Origin of the sequence: Pseudomonas sp. HMWF021 (assembly GCF_003061005.1) — a bacterium.
Classification (GTDB): Bacteria; Pseudomonadota; Gammaproteobacteria; order Pseudomonadales; family Pseudomonadaceae; genus Aquipseudomonas.
This window is the reverse complement of sequence record NZ_QAIK01000089.1, coordinates 6,572-23,887: the sequence shown is the minus strand read 5'-3', so window position 1 is coordinate 23,887 and position 17,316 is coordinate 6,572. Positions and strand designations below refer to the sequence as shown.

The following is a 17,316-nucleotide window of genomic DNA, read 5'->3' as shown; positions in this document are numbered from 1 at the left end:
GATATACACCCAACCCCAACCCCAACCCCAAACCCAAACCCCAAACCGCAGACAAACAAAAACGCCCGGCATAAACCGGGCGTCTTGTATTGACTTGATTAGCGAGCGCGGTAAGTAATGCGCCCTTTGCTCAAGTCATAGGGCGTCAGCTCGACGCGCACTTTGTCACCGGTAAGAATACGAATGTAGTTCTTGCGCATCTTGCCGGAGATATGCGCGGTTACGACGTGCCCATTTTCCAACTCCACACGAAACATGGTGTTGGGCAGGGTGTCGACGACAGTGCCTTCCATTTCGAAGCTGTCTTCTTTCGACATGCAGTAAAGCCCTCGGTGTCCAATGAATGGCCCGGTGCAACTGCGCCAGGCAAAAGCGGCGTGCATTGTGCCCGAAAAAGGGGGTTTAAGCCAAGGGGTTTAGGGCTTGCGATTAGTTCAGGATCACCCAGCGCTGATTAATCAGCAATTCGATGGGGCGATATTGGGTCTTGTAGTTCATCTTTTTGCAGTTCTTGATCCAGTAACCCAGATACACCGCCTCCAGCCCCAGGCGCTGGCTTTCGGCAATTTGCCACAGGATCGCGAAACGCCCCAGGCTGCGGCGTTCCTCGTCAGGCTCGTAAAAGGTATAGACCGCCGACAAGCCGTTAAGCAGCAGATCGGTCACCGCGACGGCGAGTAACCGTCCGTCGAGACGAAACTCGTAGAAGCGCGAAAAGGGCAGGTCGCGCACCAGGAAGGTCGAAAACTGATCGCGGCTCGGCGGGTACATGTCGCCGTCGGCATGCCGCTGTTCGATATAGCGCTGGTACAGATCGAAATATTCTTCACTGAAATGCGGTTTTACCGGGCGTACCTGCAGATCGGCATTGCGTTTGAAAATGCGTTTCTGCTGGCGGTTGGGCAGGAACTGCGACACCGGGATGCGCGCAGGCACGCACGCATTGCAATTCTGGCAATGGGGCCGATACAGATGATCGCCGCTGCGACGAAAACCCATTTCCGACAGGTCTGCGTAGACGTGCACATCCATGGGCTGACTCGGGTCGAGAAACAGCGTCGTCGCCTGCTCCTCGGGCAGATAACTGCAGGAATGAGGCTGAGTGGCATAGAACTTCAAACGCGCCAACTCGGTCATGATCAACCCTCGGGATAAGCTGGTGAATTAAGTGTAAGCCACGCGCGCAAAAGTCGCTCAGCAAACCCAGGTGGCGCGACCGGGTTGATCCAGGTGGCGAGCCAGATAGTCGGCGAATTCACGACGAGAGATCGCCCGGGCGCCGAGACTGTGCAGATGATCGGTCGGCATCTGGCAGTCGATCATGACGAATCCGGCGTCTTTCAGATGCTGCACCAGCGTCGCAAAGCCATATTTCGAGGCATTGTCGGCGCGGCTGAACATCGATTCGCCGAAAAACAGCTGACCCATCGCCAGGCCATACAGGCCGCCGACCAATTGGCCCTCATCCCAGACCTCGACCGAGTGAGCGAAACCGCGTCGGTGCAATTCCAGGTAGGCGTCCTGCATGGCTTCGGTGATCCAGGTGCCGTCGGCGTATTCCCGTGGCGCGGCGCAGGCGCGGATCACGGCTTCGAAATCCTGATCGAAGGTCACCTGATAGCGTTGCTTGCGCAGCAGTTTGCCAAGGCTGCGCGAGACATGCAGTTCGTCGGGAAACAATACCGTGCGGGGATCCGGCGACCACCAGAGGATCGGCTGACCTTCGGAAAACCACGGAAAACAGCCGTGCCGGTAAGCCTGCACAAGGCGATCGGCGGACAGATCGCCACCGGCAGCCAGCAATCCATTGGGATCGCGCATGGCCTTTTCCAGGGGCGGGAAGGTCAGGGAATTGCGTTGTAACCAAGTCAGCATGGCGTCCAGGCTTGCAGAAGGGGAGGGCGGTGCGGGCGCGAGGCCCGCGCTGAAGTGTGCCGTTAAATGACAGGAATGTCGTCCAGATACTTCTCCGCGTCCAGTGCCGCCATGCAACCGGCGCCGGCCGAGGTCACGGCCTGACGATAGACGTGGTCGGCCACGTCGCCGGCAGCGAAGACGCCGGGAATTTCGGTGGAGGTAGCGTCGCCGTCATTGCCGCCCTTGACCAGTAGATAACCGTCACGCATCGGCAACTGGCCCTGAAACAGGTCGGTATTGGGTTTGTGCCCGATGGCGATGAATACGCCGGACAGCGGCAGATCAACCGTTTGCCCGGTGTGGCTGTCCCGCAGGCGTGCACCGGTGACGCCGCTGTCGTCGCCCAGCACTTCGTCCAGATTCTGGTTCCAGTGCAGGCGAACATTGCCACTGGCGGCTTTTTCGAACAGTTTGTCCTGAAGGATTTTCTCCGAGCGCAATTTGTCGCGGCGGTGGATCAAGTGCACTTCTTTGGCGATGTTCGACAGGTACAGGGCCTCCTCGACAGCGGTGTTGCCGCCGCCGACCACCGCGACCACCTGATTGCGATAGAAAAAACCATCACAGGTCGCGCAGGCTGAAACCCCTTTGCCGGCGAAGGCTTCTTCCGAGGGCAGGCCCAGATACTGCGCCGAGGCGCCTGTGGCGATGATCAGCGCGTCACAGGTGTAAGTGCCGTTGTCGCCAATGAGCTCGAACGGGCGCTGCTGCAACTTGGCGGTATGGATGTGGTCGTAAACGATCTCTGTGGCAAAGCGCTCGGCGTGTTTTTGCATGCGCTCCATCAGTGCCGGGCCGGTCAGGCCTTCGACGTCGCCGGGCCAGTTGTCGACTTCGACGGTGGTGGTGAGCTGGCCGCCGGCCTGCAGGCCGGTAATTACCACAGGTTTGAGGTTGGCACGGGCGGCGTACACGGCGGCGCTGTAACCGGCAGGGCCGGAACCGAGAATGATCAGGCGTGAATGCTTCGCTGCGTTCATCAAATACACCTCATAAGCCTTTGTCACGAAAGACAATGCATGCTCAAATTGAGCCGCAGGATTTGTGGGGTTGGCTATGCTCAGCTATGGGTTTGAAGCATGGCATCAGCCGCACAAACCCGTACAATGCCGGGTTGTTACACAATATTCGCCGTGCGCTGTGTTTATGGCCGTGTTTATAAAAGCTGCGGCACAGTGTTAAAAGTAGTCTCAGTTGCGCCGGTTCACTTTTTTGCCTGCCTGGATTGGGCAGTTTTTTATCGTCATTCAATAGATGGACGCGCCCCGGGCGCAGGAAAAGAAGCGTTTTGAAGAAATCCACCGAAGCACCAAAAACAGTCGTTCCGCTCTGGCGCCAGCAATTGCACTACCGGCTCAAGGAAGGTGCATTGATCGCCATCGGTGCCTTGTGCCTGTTCCTGATGATGGCCTTGCTGACCTACGGCAAGGATGATCCGGGCTGGAGCCATAACAGCAAGATCGACGACGTGCAGAACTTCGGCGGCCCGGCCGGCTCCTACAGCGCCGATATCCTGTTCATGGTGCTGGGTTACTTTGCGTACATCTTTCCGCTGCTGCTGGCGATCAAGGCGTATCAGATCTTCCGTCAACGGCACGAGCCGTGGCAGTGGAGCGGCTGGCTGTTTTCCTGGCGCCTGATCGGTCTGGTGTTTCTGGTGCTGTCCGGCGCTGCGCTGGCGCATATTCATTTCCATGCTGCCACCGGTCTGCCGGCGGGTGCGGGCGGGGCGCTGGGCGAAAGTCTCGGTGATCTTGCGCGCAACGCGCTGAATATTCAGGGCAGCACGTTGTTGTTCATTGCGCTGTTCCTGTTCGGCCTGACCGTGTTCACCGACCTCTCGTGGTTCAAGGTGATGGACGTCACCGGCAAGATCACCCTCGACCTGTTCGAACTGTTCCAGGGCGCGATCAATCGCTGGTGGTCGGCCCGTACCGAGCGCAAGCAACTGGTCGCGCAACTGCGTGAAGTCGATGATCGCGTACACGACGTGGTCGCGCCGACCGTCACCGACAAGCGTGAACAGGCCAAGGTCAAGGAGCGTCTGATCGAGCGCGAGCAGGCGCTGAGCAAGCACATGTCCGATCGCGAGAAACAGGTGCCGCCGGTTATCGCCCCGGCGCCGGTCAAGGCGCCCGAGCCAAGCAAACGCGTGCAGAAAGAGAAACAGGCGCCGCTGTTCGTCGACAGCGCCGTGGAAGGCACCTTGCCGCCGATCTCGATTCTCGATCCTGCGGAAAAGAAACAACTCAATTACTCGCCGGAATCCCTGGCTGCGGTCGGCCACTTGCTGGAGATCAAGCTCAAGGAGTTCGGCGTCGAAGTCACCGTGGACTCGATTCATCCTGGCCCGGTGATTACCCGTTACGAAATCCAGCCTGCCGCCGGCGTCAAGGTCAGTCGCATCGCCAACCTGGCAAAAGACCTTGCACGTTCGCTGGCCGTGACCAGCGTGCGCGTGGTCGAGGTGATTCCGGGCAAGACCACGGTCGGTATCGAGATCCCCAACGAAGACCGCCAGATCGTGCGTTTCTCCGAAGTGCTGTCGACCCCCGAGTACGACAACTTCAAGTCCCCGGTCACTCTGGCCCTGGGCCACGACATTGGCGGCAAACCGGTCATCACCGACCTGGCGAAGATGCCGCACCTGCTGGTGGCCGGTACGACCGGTTCCGGTAAGTCGGTGGGTGTGAACGCGATGATCCTGTCGATCCTGTTCAAGTCCGGCCCGGACGACGCCAAGCTGATCATGATCGACCCGAAAATGCTCGAGCTGTCGATCTACGAAGGCATCCCGCACCTGCTGTGCCCGGTGGTCACCGACATGAAGGACGCGGCCAACGCCCTGCGCTGGAGCGTTGCCGAGATGGAACGCCGTTACAAGCTGATGGCGAAGATGGGCGTGCGTAACCTTTCGGGCTTCAACGCCAAGGTCAAGGAAGCCCAGGACGCCGGCGAGCCGTTGAGCGATCCGCTGTACAAGCGCGAGAGCATTCACGACGAAGCACCGCTGCTGCAGAAGCTGCCGACCATCGTCGTGGTGGTCGACGAATTCGCCGACATGATGATGATCGTCGGCAAGAAGGTTGAAGAACTGATCGCCCGTATCGCACAGAAGGCGCGTGCTGCCGGTATTCACTTGATCCTCGCGACCCAGCGTCCTTCGGTAGACGTGATCACCGGTCTGATCAAGGCCAACATCCCGACCCGGATGGCGTTCCAGGTGTCCAGCAAGATCGACTCGCGGACCATCATCGACCAGGGTGGCGCCGAGCAACTGTTGGGTCACGGTGACATGCTTTACATGCCGCCGGGCACCAGCCTGCCGATCCGGGTGCACGGTGCGTTCGTTTCCGACGATGAAGTACACCGCGTGGTGGAAGCCTGGAAACTGCGTGGCGCACCGGAATACAACGATGACATCCTCAACGGTGTCGAAGAGGCGGGCAGCGGTTTTGAAGGCAGCAGTGGTGGTGGCGACGGTGATGATGCCGAGACCGACGCGCTGTACGACGAAGCGGTGCAGTTTGTCCTCGAAAGCCGTCGCGCTTCGATTTCCGCTGTCCAGCGCAAGCTGAAGATTGGCTACAACCGCGCCGCGCGGATGATCGAGGCCATGGAAATGGCCGGGGTCGTCACCGCGATGAACACCAACGGCTCGCGTGAAGTCCTGGCTCCCGGCCCGGTACGCGACTGATTCAATGATCCGGGTGGCGCAATGACGCGCCGCCCGTTTTCCCACGAGTATTCAAGAGGACTCCCATGCGTCTTATCCGCATGCTGCTGCCAGTACTGGCGCTGACCACGCTCACGGCCCACGCCGATGACAAGGACGTGGCGCGTCTGACCCAACTGCTCGAAACATCGAAAACCCTGACCGCGAACTTTTCCCAGCTGACCCTCGACGGCAGCGGCACCCAGTTGCAGGAAACCCGTGGCGACATGGTGCTGCAGCGTCCGGGCCTGTTCTACTGGCACACCGAGGCGCCGAACGAGCAGACCATGGTCTCCGATGGCAAGAAAGTCACCCTCTGGGACCCGGACCTGGAACAGGCCACCATCAAGAAGCTCGACGAGCGCCTGACCCAGACCCCGGCATTGCTGCTGTCCGGAGACGTGTCGAAGATCAGCCAGAGCTTCGAGATCAGCGCAAAAGAGGCGGGCGGCGTGATTGACTTCACCCTCAAGCCAAAGACCAAGGACACCCTGTTCGACAGCCTGCGCCTGTCGTTCCGCAATGGCCTGGTCAATGACATGCAACTGATCGACAGTGTCGGCCAGCGCACCAACATCCTGTTCACTGGGGTCAAGGCCAACGAAGCGGTGTCGGCGTCGAAATTCAAGTTCGACATCCCGAAGGGGGCTGACGTTATCCAGGAATAGTGCGCACGAGGTGGGCTTCTGTGGCGAGGGGATTTATCCCCGATTGACTGCGCAGCAGTCACCTTTTTTGGGGCCGCTTCGCAGCCCATCGGGGATAAATCCCCTCACCACAAGGTCACCAACAGGTGTCCACAGGTGTTCCAACAGGCTTAAGACAATCAGAGGTTTCAACGCTACGTGATGGATCTGTTTCGCAGTGCCCCGATTGCTCAGCCACTGGCCGCGCGTTTGCGCGCGACCAATCTGGATGAGTATGTCGGTCAGGAGCACGTGCTCGCTCGCGGCAAGCCTTTGCGTGAGGCGCTGGAGCAGGGTGCCCTGCATTCGATGATCTTCTGGGGCCCGCCGGGTGTGGGCAAAACCACCCTGGCGCGGTTGCTCGCGGAAGTCTCGGACGCGCACTTCGAAACGGTCTCGGCGGTGCTTGCCGGGGTAAAGGAGATCCGCCAGGCGGTAGAAATCGCCAAACAGCAGGCCGGCCAGTACGGCAAGCGCACCATTCTGTTCGTCGATGAAGTGCACCGTTTCAACAAGTCTCAGCAGGATGCGTTCCTGCCCTACGTTGAAGACGGCACGCTGATCTTCATCGGCGCCACCACCGAAAACCCCTCGTTTGAATTGAACAACGCGTTGTTGTCGCGGGCCCGCGTCTATGTGCTGAAAAGCCTCGACGAGACGGCGCTGCGCAAACTGGTGCACCGCGCGCTCACCGAAGAGCGCGGGCTGGGCAAGCGTAACCTGAGCCTCAGCGATGAAGGCTTCCAGATGCTGTTGTCCGCCGCCGATGGCGATGGCCGGCGCCTGCTCAATCTGCTGGAGAACGCCTCGGACCTGGCCGAAGACAACAGCGAGATGGGCACCGAGCTGCTGCAAAGTCTGCTCGGTGACACCCGGCGGCGCTTCGACAAGGGCGGCGAAGCGTTCTACGACCAGATCTCGGCGCTGCACAAATCGGTACGCGGCTCCAACCCTGACGGCGCGCTGTACTGGTTCGCGCGGATGATCGATGGCGGTTGCGATCCGCTGTATCTGGCGCGGCGCGTGGTGCGTATGGCCAGCGAAGACATCGGCAACGCCGACCCGCGCGCGCTGAGCCTGTGCCTGGCGGCGTGGGAAGTGCAGGAGCGGCTTGGCAGCCCCGAGGGCGAACTGGCGGTGGCCCAGGCCATCACCTATCTGGCCTGCGCGCCAAAAAGCAACGCGGTGTATATGGGCTTCAAGACTGCGTTGCGTGCTGCCGCCGAACACGGCTCGCTGGAAGTGCCGCTGCACTTGCGCAACGCACCGACCAAGCTGATGAAGCAATTGGGCTATGGCGACGAATATCGCTACGCCCACGACGAGCCCGATGCCTACGCTGCCGGTGAAGACTATTTCCCGGAAGAGCTTGAGCCGATCCCGTTCTATCAACCGGTGCCCCGTGGCCTGGAATTGAAGATCGGCGAAAAGCTCAATCACCTCGCGCAACTCGACCGTTTAAGCCCAAGACAGCGGAGAAAATAGTGCTTCCATTGATCGTTGCGGTCTCCGTCGGCGGGATTGCCGGCACGTTGTTGCGCTTCGCCACCGGCAATTGGGTCAGTGCCAATTGGCCGCGGCACTTCTATACCGCGACGCTGGCCGTTAATATCGTGGGCTGTCTGCTGATTGGCGTGTTGTACGGCCTGTTTTTGATACGCCCGGAGGTGCCGATCGAGGTTCGCGCCGGGTTGATGGTCGGCTTCCTCGGGGGGCTGACGACTTTTTCATCCTTTTCACTGGATACGGTGCGCCTGCTGGAAAGCGGGCAGGTGCCGCTGGCCCTGGGCTATGCGGCGATCAGCGTATTCGGCGGGCTGCTCGCGACGTGGGCCGGCCTGTCCCTGACCAAACTTTGATAACGAGAAACCGACATGCTCGATTCCAAACTGTTACGTAGCAACCTTCAGGACGTAGCGGACCGCCTGGCTTCCCGTGGCTTTGCCCTGGATACCGCGCGCATCGAAGCGCTGGAAGAACAGCGCAAGACCGTCCAGACCCGCACCGAAGCACTGCAGGCTGAGCGTAATGCGCGTTCCAAATCCATCGGTCAGGCCAAGCAGCGCGGCGAAGACATTGCGCCGCTGATGGCGGACGTCGAGCGCATGGCGGGCGAGCTGAGTGCCGGTAAAGTCGAGCTGGACGCGATCCAGACCGAACTGGACTCGATCCTGCTGGGTATCCCCAACCTGCCGCACGAATCCGTACCGGTCGGCAAAGACGAAGACGATAACGTCGAAGTGCGCCGCTGGGGTACGCCGACGCAGTTCGATTTCGAAGTGAAAGACCACGTTGCACTGGGCGAGAAGTTCGGCTGGCTGGACTTTGAAACCGCCGCCAAGCTGTCCGGCGCACGTTTCGCTTTGCTGCGCGGCCCGATCGCCCGTCTGCACCGCGCACTGGCGCAGTTCATGATCAACCTGCACGTCAACGAGCATGGCTACGAAGAGGCCTACACGCCTTATCTGGTCCAGGCGCCAGCGCTGCAAGGCACCGGTCAACTGCCGAAGTTCGAAGAAGACCTGTTCAAGATCGCTCGCGAAGGTGAAGCCGATCTGTACCTGATCCCGACTGCCGAAGTGTCGCTGACCAACATCGTCGCCGGCGAAATCGTCGACTCGAAACTGCTGCCGATCAAGTTTGTTGCCCACACCCCGTGCTTCCGCAGCGAAGCCGGTGCGTCGGGTCGCGACACCCGTGGCATGATCCGTCAGCACCAGTTCGACAAGGTTGAAATGGTCCAGATCGTCGAGCCGTCGACCTCGATGGAAGCGCTGGAAGGCCTGACCGCCAACGCCGAAAAAGTCCTGCAACTGCTGGGGCTGCCTTATCGCACCCTGGCGCTGTGCACTGGTGACATGGGCTTCAGCGCCGTCAAGACCTATGACCTGGAAGTGTGGATTCCGAGCCAGGACAAGTACCGCGAAATCTCGTCGTGCTCCAACTGCGGCGACTTCCAGGCGCGCCGCATGCAGGCGCGTTTCCGCAACCCGGAAACCGGCAAGCCTGAGCTGGTACACACCCTCAACGGTTCCGGCCTGGCGGTCGGTCGTACGCTGGTGGCGGTGCTGGAAAACTACCAACAGGCCGACGGTTCGATCCGCGTGCCGGACGTGCTGAAGCCGTACATGGGTGGCCTTGAGGTCATCGGCTAAATGAAATATCTGCCGCTGTTTCACAACCTGCGCGGCAGTCGTGTGTTGGTCGTCGGTGGGGGGGAAATTGCCTTGCGCAAATCCCGCCTGCTGGCCGATGCCGGTGCGCTGCTGCGGGTGGTCGCACCTGAAATCGAAGCGCAACTGCGCGAACTGGTCAGCGCCAGCGGTGGCGAGTGTCTGCTGCGCGGTTACGTGGAAGCGGATCTGGACGGTTGCGGGCTGATCATTGCCGCCACCGACGATGAAACGCTCAACGCTCAGGTCTCCAGCGATGCCCATCGACGCTGCGCTCCGGTCAATGTGGTTGATGCGCCGCAATTGTGCAGCGTGATCTTCCCGGCCATCGTCGACCGTTCGCCGCTGATCATTGCGGTGTCCAGCGGTGGCGATGCGCCGGTGCTGGCCCGCCTGATTCGCGCCAAGATCGAAACCTGGATTCCTTCGACCTACGGCCAGTTGGCCGGTCTTGCCGCACGTTTCCGCCATCAGGTGAAAAACCTGTTTCCGGACGTGCAGCAGCGCCGTGGTTTCTGGGAAGACGTGTTTCAAGGTCCGATTGCCGACCGGCAACTGGCCGGGCAGGGCGCCGAGGCCGAGCGTCTGTTGCAGGCCAAGATCGATGGCGAAGCGGACATCACCACCGGTGAGGTGTATCTGGTGGGTGCGGGGCCGGGTGATCCGGACCTGCTGACCTTCCGCGCCTTGCGCCTGATGCAGCAAGCCGACGTGGTGCTGTACGACCGTCTGGTCGCGCCGGCGATTCTTGAGTTGTGCCGTCGCGATGCCGAACGCATTTATGTCGGCAAGCGTCGCGCCGATCATGCGGTGCCGCAGGATCAGATCAACCAGCAACTGGTGGATCTGGCCAAGGCCGGCAAACGCGTGGTGCGCTTGAAGGGCGGTGATCCGTTCATCTTCGGTCGTGGCGGTGAAGAGATCGAAGAGCTGGCGGCCCACGGCATTCCGTTCCAGGTGGTGCCGGGGATCACGGCGGCCAGCGGTTGCGCGGCGTATGCCGGGATTCCGTTGACCCATCGCGATTACGCGCAGTCGGTGCGCTTCGTCACCGGTCATCTGAAGGACGGTTCCACCGATCTGCCGTGGGCCGACCTCGTCGCCCCGGCACAGACGCTGGTGTTTTATATGGGGCTGGTGGGCTTGCCGGTGATCTGTGAGCAGTTGATCAAGCACGGTCGTTCTGCAGATACCCCGGCAGCGTTGATCCAGCAGGGCACCACGGTCAATCAGCGGGTCTTCACGGGTACGTTGGCCGATTTGCCGCGCCTGGTGGCGGAACATGAAGTGCATGCGCCGACATTGGTGATCGTCGGTGAAGTGGTGCAACTGCGCGAGAAACTGGCGTGGTTTGAAGGGGCTCAGGCGCAAGTCTGAGTCAAAGCAAAAAGATCGCAGCCTGCGGCAGCTCCTACAGGGAACGCATTCTCATGTAGGAGCTGCTGCAGGCTGCGATCTTTTGCTTTTGCTGTTAGCCCTTCAACCAAACTCCTTTCCCGTTCAGCCGAGCCCGATAATGCGCCCCGCTGAAATCCTGCTTCGGCCCTTTCGGCACAATCCCGGTCGGATTGATGGTCTTGTGGCTGCCGTAGTAGTGATTTTTGATGTGCTGAAAATCCACGGTCTCGCCAATCCCCGGCCACTGATACAGTTCACGCAGCCAGTTCGACAGGTTCGGGTAATCGGCAATCCGCCGCAGATTGCACTTGAAGTGCCCGTGGTACACCGCGTCGAAGCGAATCATCGTGGTGAACAGGCGCACATCGGCTTCGGTCAGGTACTCGCCAGTCAAGTAGCGGTTGGCGCCCAGCACCCGCTCCAGATGATCCAGCTCGGCAAACACCTCATCGAACGCCTCTTCATAGGCCTTTTGCGAGGTGGCGAACCCGGCGCGATACACGCCGTTATTTACCGCTGGATAAATCCGTTCGTTCAGCGCATCGATCTCGCCGCGCAACGGTGCCGGGTAGAAGTCCAGCTCGTTACCGGTCAGGCCATCGAAGGCGCTGTTGAACATGCGGATGATCTCCGCTGATTCATTGCTGACGATGCGCTTGAGTTTCTTGTCCCACAGCACCGGCACCGTGACGCGCCCGGTGTAATCCGGGGTGTCGGCGGTGTAGCGCTGGTGCATGAATTCGAAGTCATCAAGTTTGTCGCCGGTCGAGCCGAGGGCCTTGTCGAAGGTCCAGCCGTTTTCCAGCATCAGCCAGCTGACCACGGACACGTCGATCAGGCTTTCCAGGCCTTTGAGCTTGCGCAGGATCAGCGTGCGGTGCGCCCACGGGCAGGCGAGGGACACATAGAGGTGATAGCGCCCGGCTTCGGCGGCAAAACCGCCTTCACCGCTCGGCCCGGGCTGGCCGTCAGTGGTGACCCAATTGCGACGCTGCGCCTGTTCGCGCTGGAACGCGCCGTCCTTGCTGCTTTCGTACCACTTGTCCTGCCAGCGGCCATCGACGAGTAAACCCATGATCAAGACTCCTGATTCCAATATGCGTTGGAGCCGAGTCTATTCCGATGAGTTCGAACAAAAAGCGCAAAGATCGGGCGTCTATGATCGGTTATATCGATTTGTTGCGCGCCGCCCAATATCGCTCGGCGGTAGCGAACGCTTGCTCGCGGCTTTGTCCGAGGCCACGCAGGGCCAGGGCCATGGTCGAGATCAGGGCCATTTGCGGATAGCTGTCGACCACGTCGCCGCGCCACACCGCTTTCAGATGTTCAACGTCCAGCGTGGCCGGTTTGACGTGGCGCTGGTTCGACAGTTGCGGCCATTCTTCGTCCCAGCTCTCGCCGCCCTTGGTGCCGTAGAGATGGCTGTCGGCATCCGGGTTGATCTCGATCTCGCCGCCGTCGCCCTTGACCACGATCGCCGTGTCGCCGAGCAAACCGCTGGCCTCGCGATGCACCGCTTGATAGCCCGGGTGGAAAATACTTTGCAGACCACAACGGGCGCGCAGTGGATTGAGGATGCGTGCCAGCGAATGGATCGGTGAGCGCAGGCCCATGGTGTTGCGCAGGTCGATCATCCTCTGCAACTGTGGCGCCCAGTCCATCAGCGGCATGAACGCCAGGCCACCATTGTCCAGCGCGCTGCCGACCTGCTGCCAGGTGCGGCACAACGGGATGTTCAGCTCACCAAGCAGTTGTTCCGTGTACAGCCGCCCGGCGGTATGCGCGCCGCCGCCGTGCATGAAGATTCGCACGCCGTTTTGCGCCAGGCACTTGGCCGACAGCAGATACCACGGCAGATGACGTTTCTTGCCGGCGTAGGTCGGCCAGTCCAGATCGACGTTCAGCGTTGGTGCTGACAGGCGCTCGCGCAAGGCTTCGGTGAAACCGGCCATTTCCTCGGCGCTTTCTTCCTTGTGTCGCAACAGCATCAGAAAGGCCCCGAGCTGGGTGTCTTCGACCTTGTCGTCGAGCACCATGCCCATGGCTTCCCGGGCTTCTTCACGGGTCAGGTCGCGGGCGCCGCGTTTGCCTTTGCCGAGGATTCGCACGAATTGGGCGAACGGGTGCTCGGCGGGCGTTTCTAGGGTCAGCGCTGGAAAATCGGTCATAAGCAGTTCGTCGGTTTGGGCAGGCCCGCCAGTTTCGCGGCGAGTTTGGCGGGGGTGCCTTTGAACAGTCGGTTCAGGTGCAGGCTGTTGCCTTTGTCCGGGCCGAGTTTCAGCGCGGTGTACTTGATCAGCGGGCGGGTGGCCGGCGACAGCTGGAATTCGGCGTAGAAGCTGCGCAGCAGTTCGAGGACTTCCCAGTGTTCGGCAGTCAGTTCGATGTCTTCAGCGGCGGCGAGGGCGCTGGCGACGTCATGGGACCAGTCGTCGAGGTCGACCAGAAAGCCGTCCTTGTCCAGCTCGATAGCGCGGGCGCCGACAGTCATGGAGTTCATAGCCAGCTGTTGACCTTGTCGTGGTGGATCGACAGTTCGACGAAGGCCGGGTAGTCGATGGCTTCGGCCCAGTCGGGAACAACGATGGCGCGGGCCTGCAGGTCTTCGGTGAGGGCGAACAGCTTGACCCGGCGCTCGTTCAGCGTGGCGAAGGGCGCAGTGCCCGGTTGCAGGGCATACACCGCGTCACCGGACAACAGCAAGGCGTCGGCAGCGCCGATCACGCGCAGGCAACTGCTCAGGCGATCATCGCCGAACGGGGAATGAGACAACACATGCAAAGTCGACATCAGAGGGTGATCACCTGGTCGTAACGGTCAATGAGGGCGGTGATTTCGCTGGCGCCGAGTGGCTGCGCTTCGTCCAGCGACAGCGTGCTCAGGCCACGGGCGCTGGCGCTGTCGGTGCAGTAGAACAGTTCTTCAACGCCGAACATCGGCAGCGCCTGCAGGTTGGCGCTGAGGTCTTTCTGTTGCAGGGCCTTGGCGTTCTGCCCGGCGGTCAGTTGCAGCACGCCATCGTCGAGAAACAGCAGGCCGATCGGCAGATCGAACGCGCCGCCGGCCAACACGATGTCCAGCGCCTCACGGGCGCCGGGGCCGGACCACGGCGACTGGCGGCTGATGATCAACAGGGATTTGGCCATTTCACGCGCCTCCGAAACAGATCAGTCGATCGGCGTCCTGCACCGCATCGTGCAACTGGCCGAGGCCGGACAATTCCCACGGCGCGCTGACCGAGATCGCGTCACGCTGATAACGCCTGGCTTCTTCGTCATTCAGCACGCCACGGCGCAGGGCGGCGGCGATACACACCACGCCGTCCAGTTGCTGTTCGCTGATGAACGCGCGCCACTGTTTGGGCAGGTCCAGTTCGTCCTGCGGGGTGACCACCGCGTCCGAGGCGTTGTACACGCCGTCCTGATAGAAAAACAGCCGGACAATCTCATGCCCACCGGCCAGCGCAGCCTGCGCAAACAGCAGGGCACGGCGCGAGGAGGGCGCATGGGCGGCGGAAAACAGCGCGATGGCGAACTTCATGACGGACTCGATCAGCAAAACTGCGGCCATGATAAAGCTTTATCGAGGCAGCCGCGAAACCCAAGTTGCACACACCGATTTCTGCTGCTATCGGTCATAGGATGCAAATCCATGTAGGAGCTGCGGCACGCTGCGATCTGTTGATCTTTACAAGCAAGATCAAGAGATCGCAGCCTCGTTTCACTCGTCAGCTCCTACAGGGGATTTGAGTTAGGTCTCGATCAGCGCGGCATATAGCCGAGTTGCCAGCGCCGCGGAATGCTCAAGGTCAGTACGCCCAGCCCCGCCGCCAGCAAGCCGCTGGCGAACAATGCCCGAAGCCCGAAATGCTGTTCCAGCACCGCGCCGAGAATCGCGCCGATGAACATACCGGTCCAAGGCACCAACTGCACCCGCCAGCCGTTCCGGCGTTCGCCGAGCATCCAGCGCCCCAGTCCACGGCCGAACCGCGACAGCGCTCCGGTCACGTACGTCAGGCCCACCGGCAGGCCATTCACTTCCTCGACCGCCGCATTGAGCATGCCCATCGCGATGATCGCCGCCAGCAGCGCCGGCAGTTGCGTGTCATACGGCCACGCGGCCGCCAGGCAGAGCAGGGTGGCGATGCACAGCAACAAGGGCAATGTGCGCCGACCACCGAGGCGTCCGATCACGATCCCCAAAGCATTACCGATCACGAAGGTGACGACGAGGATGACCAAGCGCAAGGTCAGTCCGATATCGCCATCACTGATCGCCACCGCCAGCCGCGTGGTGTTGCCGCTCATGAACGAAACGAAATCGCCGCTGGCCATGAAGCCGATCGCGTCGGTCATGCCCGCCAGCACTGACAGGCTGGCCACCAGCGCCAGACCGATGCGGCCGCGCCATTTCTGCCGGTGCAGATGCCCGGAAGTGGCGCGGTGAGTCGAGGTCGAAGGCAGCATCGGTGACGATATCCCTTGCGCAGTGGTTACGGTTCCAACCCATACAGGTCGCAATAATCGGCCCAGCTCATGTGCGCCATTTCCGCCACTTCGCGGTGCACCTCCATGCGCTGGGCCTGATACTCCTCGGGCGTTGCCGCTGTCAGCAGCAGGGTCAGTTCCCAGGCGAACAGGCCCTGATTCTCCGCCTCGGCCTCGAAGGCTTCGTGCAGGCGTTCTTCACGGTACTGTGCCGGGGTTTCGCCCTTGGCCTGAGCCAGCAGCGGGTTGAGATGATCGAGGGATTCGCGCAGTTCGGGGCGTGCGTCGAGAAACAGTTTCAGGGCTTGTTCATGTCGCTGGTCGGTAGGCGCCATGTGCGTTCCTTGTGACGGTGATGACCCTAGGGTGCCGGAGCAGCCGATAAGTGTCGCGCTATAAATGCAGTAAAGCAGAACGATTTTGCCTGTTGCGGTGCTACAGTCCGCTTTTTTCTGAATGAGCGAATGCAATGCGAATTCTGATGGTAGCGCTGGCCGCAACCGTGCTGGCCGGCTGCGCGGGTTCGGTGATGGACGATTCTCGCACCAAAGCCCCTTACAAGGTTCTGACCTCGGACAAGCCCGAGAAGGTCGTGGCCCAGTGCGTGCAATTCGCCTGGCAGGACGAAGCGGTATTTGGCGTGGATGCCGGCGCGTATCTGCAACCGGGCAAGAAGGGCGGCTCGACCGTGTACACGCGTTCGGCGGAGTCGTTTGTCGATGTGACCAGCGATGCGTCGGGGACCGTGCTCAATTACTACGCGCAGAAAGATGATTTTGTTGCCAAGCGCCGATTGGCGGGGCTGGCGACCTGTCTCTGATATTGCGCTGAAGCGGCTGCCGCCATCGCCAGCAGGCTGGCTCCCACACTGGATTTGTGTTTGCCACCGATCCTGTAGGAGTGAGCCTGCTCGCGATGGGGCCAATGAATTCAACCGATCAGACGCTTCTGGAAATAATGCCGACTATGCCCCGGCGGGTAGTCGACAATCTCGCCAAACTGGCTGAATCCCAGCTTCTTGTAAAACGCCGGCGCCTGAAAATCGAAGGTGTCCAGCCAGATGCCCAGGCAGTTCTTCTCTCTGGCCAGCTTTTCGGCCATGGCCATCAATTCCGAACCGATGCGTTGCCCGCGGCCCTGTTCCGGTACGCACAGCAACTCTATGTACATCCAGGTAAAAATCACCCGGCCATACAAACCGCCAAGAATCGCGTCGTGCTCATCGCGCACCAGCAGGGCAAAGGGTTCCGATTTGGAGCCGCCGGTCTGGGCGTCGTTATACGCAATCAAAGGCTCGAGAATGGCTTTGCGTTGTTCTTCCGTGGGGTTCTGTGACAGCTCGATTCGCAACGTCATGCGCAACTTCCTTGTGAGGTGAACCCGCAGCCTATCCTGCTCGGGTGACGTCTTCCAAGTCCTTGCTCAACCCTTTGGAACCGTCGCCGTTGCGCCGGGGTCTAGCGTTTACAGCGTCATTTCGAACGCGGTTGATGAGGAACCTCCATGAACATTTTCGAAGCCCTTCGCGAAAGTCACGACCGCCAGCGCAATTACGCCAAAGCCCTGGTCGAAACCAGCGGCGACACCCCGGAGCGTGTGGAGGCCTACAAGCAGCTCAAGGCCGAATTGCAGGCCCACGAAACTGCCGAAGAACGTCACTTCTATATCCCGTTGATGGAGTTCGACAACGGCGTCGACCTCAGCCGTCACGCCATCTCCGAACACCATGAAATGGACGAGATGATGGAAGAGCTGGACGAGACCGAAATGTCCAGCCCGGCCTGGCTGGCCACTGCGAAAAAACTGTCGGACAAGGTGCACCACCATCTCAAGGAAGAAGAGCAGAAGTTCTTCCAGATGGCCGGCAAGTTGCTCAACGAAAAGCAGAAAGAGCAACTCGCAGGACAATACGAAAAGGAATACCAGGCACAACTGGAGTG

Annotated in this window: 21 protein-coding genes; 8 read left to right on the top strand and 13 right to left on the bottom strand. The window is 60.6% G+C overall.

Going from position 1 to position 17,316, the window contains the following annotated elements; genetic code table 11:
• Positions 1-98: 98 nt before the first annotated feature.
• The 4 genes from infA to trxB all read right to left on the bottom strand — a co-directional run bounded on the left by infA (position 99) and on the right by trxB (position 2,897).
• Entirely contained in the window at positions 99-317 is a 219-nt protein-coding gene (infA, locus tag DBR18_RS12120; protein ID WP_002553999.1) for a translation initiation factor IF-1, read from the bottom strand.
• A gap of 112 nt (positions 318-429) precedes the next feature.
• Complete coding sequence (locus DBR18_RS12115) at positions 430-1,137, bottom strand: arginyltransferase (RefSeq protein ID WP_108590488.1); 708 nt, start codon at positions 1,135-1,137, stop codon at positions 430-432.
• Between the two features lie 57 nt (positions 1,138-1,194).
• A complete protein-coding gene (gene aat, locus DBR18_RS12110) occupies positions 1,195-1,875 on the bottom strand; it encodes a leucyl/phenylalanyl-tRNA--protein transferase (RefSeq protein ID WP_108590487.1) in 681 nt (226 codons plus the stop codon).
• 62 nt (positions 1,876-1,937) lie between these two features.
• Entirely contained in the window at positions 1,938-2,897 is a 960-nt protein-coding gene (gene trxB, locus DBR18_RS12105; RefSeq protein ID WP_108590486.1) for a thioredoxin-disulfide reductase, read from the bottom strand.
• A 308-nt stretch (positions 2,898-3,205) separates the two neighbouring features.
• Between trxB and DBR18_RS12100 the strand changes: the two genes are divergently transcribed.
• The 6 genes from DBR18_RS12100 to cysG all read left to right on the top strand — a co-directional run bounded on the left by DBR18_RS12100 (position 3,206) and on the right by cysG (position 10,868).
• Complete coding sequence (locus tag DBR18_RS12100; RefSeq protein ID WP_108590485.1) at positions 3,206-5,614, top strand: DNA translocase FtsK; 2,409 nt, start codon at positions 3,206-3,208, stop codon at positions 5,612-5,614.
• Positions 5,615-5,679: 65 nt separating this feature from the next.
• Positions 5,680-6,300 carry an outer membrane lipoprotein chaperone LolA gene (lolA, locus tag DBR18_RS12095; protein WP_047601668.1) on the top strand — a complete coding sequence of 207 codons (621 nt, stop codon included), beginning with the start codon at positions 5,680-5,682 and terminating at the stop codon, positions 6,298-6,300.
• A 180-nt stretch (positions 6,301-6,480) separates the two neighbouring features.
• Entirely contained in the window at positions 6,481-7,803 is a 1,323-nt protein-coding gene (locus tag DBR18_RS12090) for a replication-associated recombination protein A (RefSeq protein WP_108590484.1), read from the top strand.
• Positions 7,803-8,177 carry a fluoride efflux transporter CrcB gene (gene crcB, locus DBR18_RS12085; RefSeq protein ID WP_007966609.1) on the top strand — a complete coding sequence of 125 codons (375 nt, stop codon included), beginning with the start codon at positions 7,803-7,805 and terminating at the stop codon, positions 8,175-8,177. Before DBR18_RS12090 ends, crcB begins: the two co-directional genes overlap by 1 nt.
• 15 nt (positions 8,178-8,192) lie before the next feature.
• Complete coding sequence (gene serS / locus DBR18_RS12080; protein WP_003223852.1) at positions 8,193-9,473, top strand: serine--tRNA ligase; 1,281 nt, start codon at positions 8,193-8,195, stop codon at positions 9,471-9,473.
• Complete coding sequence (gene cysG, locus DBR18_RS12075; RefSeq protein WP_108590483.1) at positions 9,474-10,868, top strand: siroheme synthase CysG; 1,395 nt, start codon at positions 9,474-9,476, stop codon at positions 10,866-10,868. It abuts the gene before it with no gap.
• Positions 10,869-10,962: 94 nt separating this feature from the next.
• On the opposite strand, the gene DBR18_RS12070 is transcribed toward cysG, so the two are convergent.
• The 8 genes from DBR18_RS12070 to DBR18_RS12035 all read right to left on the bottom strand — a co-directional run bounded on the left by DBR18_RS12070 (position 10,963) and on the right by DBR18_RS12035 (position 15,711).
• A complete protein-coding gene (locus tag DBR18_RS12070) occupies positions 10,963-11,964 on the bottom strand; it encodes a glutathione S-transferase family protein (RefSeq protein ID WP_108590482.1) in 1,002 nt (333 codons plus the stop codon).
• Between the two features lie 91 nt (positions 11,965-12,055).
• Positions 12,056-13,057 carry a glycosyl transferase family protein gene (locus DBR18_RS12065; protein ID WP_108590481.1) on the bottom strand — a complete coding sequence of 334 codons (1,002 nt, stop codon included), beginning with the start codon at positions 13,055-13,057 and terminating at the stop codon, positions 12,056-12,058.
• Positions 13,054-13,389, bottom strand: a complete 336-nt coding sequence (locus DBR18_RS12060; RefSeq protein ID WP_003223861.1) for a TusE/DsrC/DsvC family sulfur relay protein — start codon at positions 13,387-13,389, stop codon at positions 13,054-13,056. The genes DBR18_RS12065 and DBR18_RS12060 overlap by 4 nt, the downstream gene beginning before the upstream one ends.
• Positions 13,386-13,679 carry a sulfurtransferase complex subunit TusB gene (gene tusB, locus DBR18_RS12055; RefSeq protein WP_108590480.1) on the bottom strand — a complete coding sequence of 98 codons (294 nt, stop codon included), beginning with the start codon at positions 13,677-13,679 and terminating at the stop codon, positions 13,386-13,388. Before tusB ends, DBR18_RS12060 begins: the two co-directional genes overlap by 4 nt.
• Positions 13,679-14,035, bottom strand: coding sequence for a sulfurtransferase complex subunit TusC (tusC, locus tag DBR18_RS12050; protein ID WP_108590479.1), 357 nt, complete (start codon positions 14,033-14,035; stop codon positions 13,679-13,681). The genes tusB and tusC overlap by 1 nt, the downstream gene beginning before the upstream one ends.
• 1 nt (position 14,036) lies before the next feature.
• Positions 14,037-14,429, bottom strand: coding sequence for a sulfurtransferase complex subunit TusD (gene tusD / locus DBR18_RS12045; protein WP_108590491.1), 393 nt, complete (start codon positions 14,427-14,429; stop codon positions 14,037-14,039).
• Between the two features lie 221 nt (positions 14,430-14,650).
• Positions 14,651-15,355: a YoaK family protein gene (locus DBR18_RS12040; protein WP_108590478.1), complete on the bottom strand. Its 705-nt coding sequence runs from the start codon at positions 15,353-15,355 to the stop codon at positions 14,651-14,653.
• Positions 15,356-15,381: 26 nt separating this feature from the next.
• Positions 15,382-15,711, bottom strand: coding sequence for a DUF6388 family protein (locus DBR18_RS12035; protein ID WP_108590490.1), 330 nt, complete (start codon positions 15,709-15,711; stop codon positions 15,382-15,384).
• A gap of 134 nt (positions 15,712-15,845) precedes the next feature.
• On the opposite strand from DBR18_RS12035, the gene DBR18_RS12030 reads away from it, so the two are divergent.
• The gene (locus DBR18_RS12030; RefSeq protein ID WP_108590477.1) at positions 15,846-16,196 is read left to right on the top strand and encodes a hypothetical protein; all 351 of its coding nucleotides are present in this window, start codon (positions 15,846-15,848) and stop codon (positions 16,194-16,196) included.
• 110 nt (positions 16,197-16,306) lie between these two features.
• Here the strand turns inward: DBR18_RS12030 and DBR18_RS12025 are convergent, their stop codons facing one another.
• On the bottom strand, positions 16,307-16,732 hold the full coding sequence (locus tag DBR18_RS12025) for a GNAT family N-acetyltransferase (RefSeq protein WP_108590476.1): 426 nt from the start codon (positions 16,730-16,732) through the stop codon (positions 16,307-16,309).
• A gap of 147 nt (positions 16,733-16,879) precedes the next feature.
• On the opposite strand from DBR18_RS12025, the gene DBR18_RS12020 reads away from it, so the two are divergent.
• Positions 16,880-17,316 (top strand): hemerythrin domain-containing protein (locus tag DBR18_RS12020; RefSeq protein WP_108590489.1); only part of this gene is annotated, 437 nt, incomplete at its 3' end.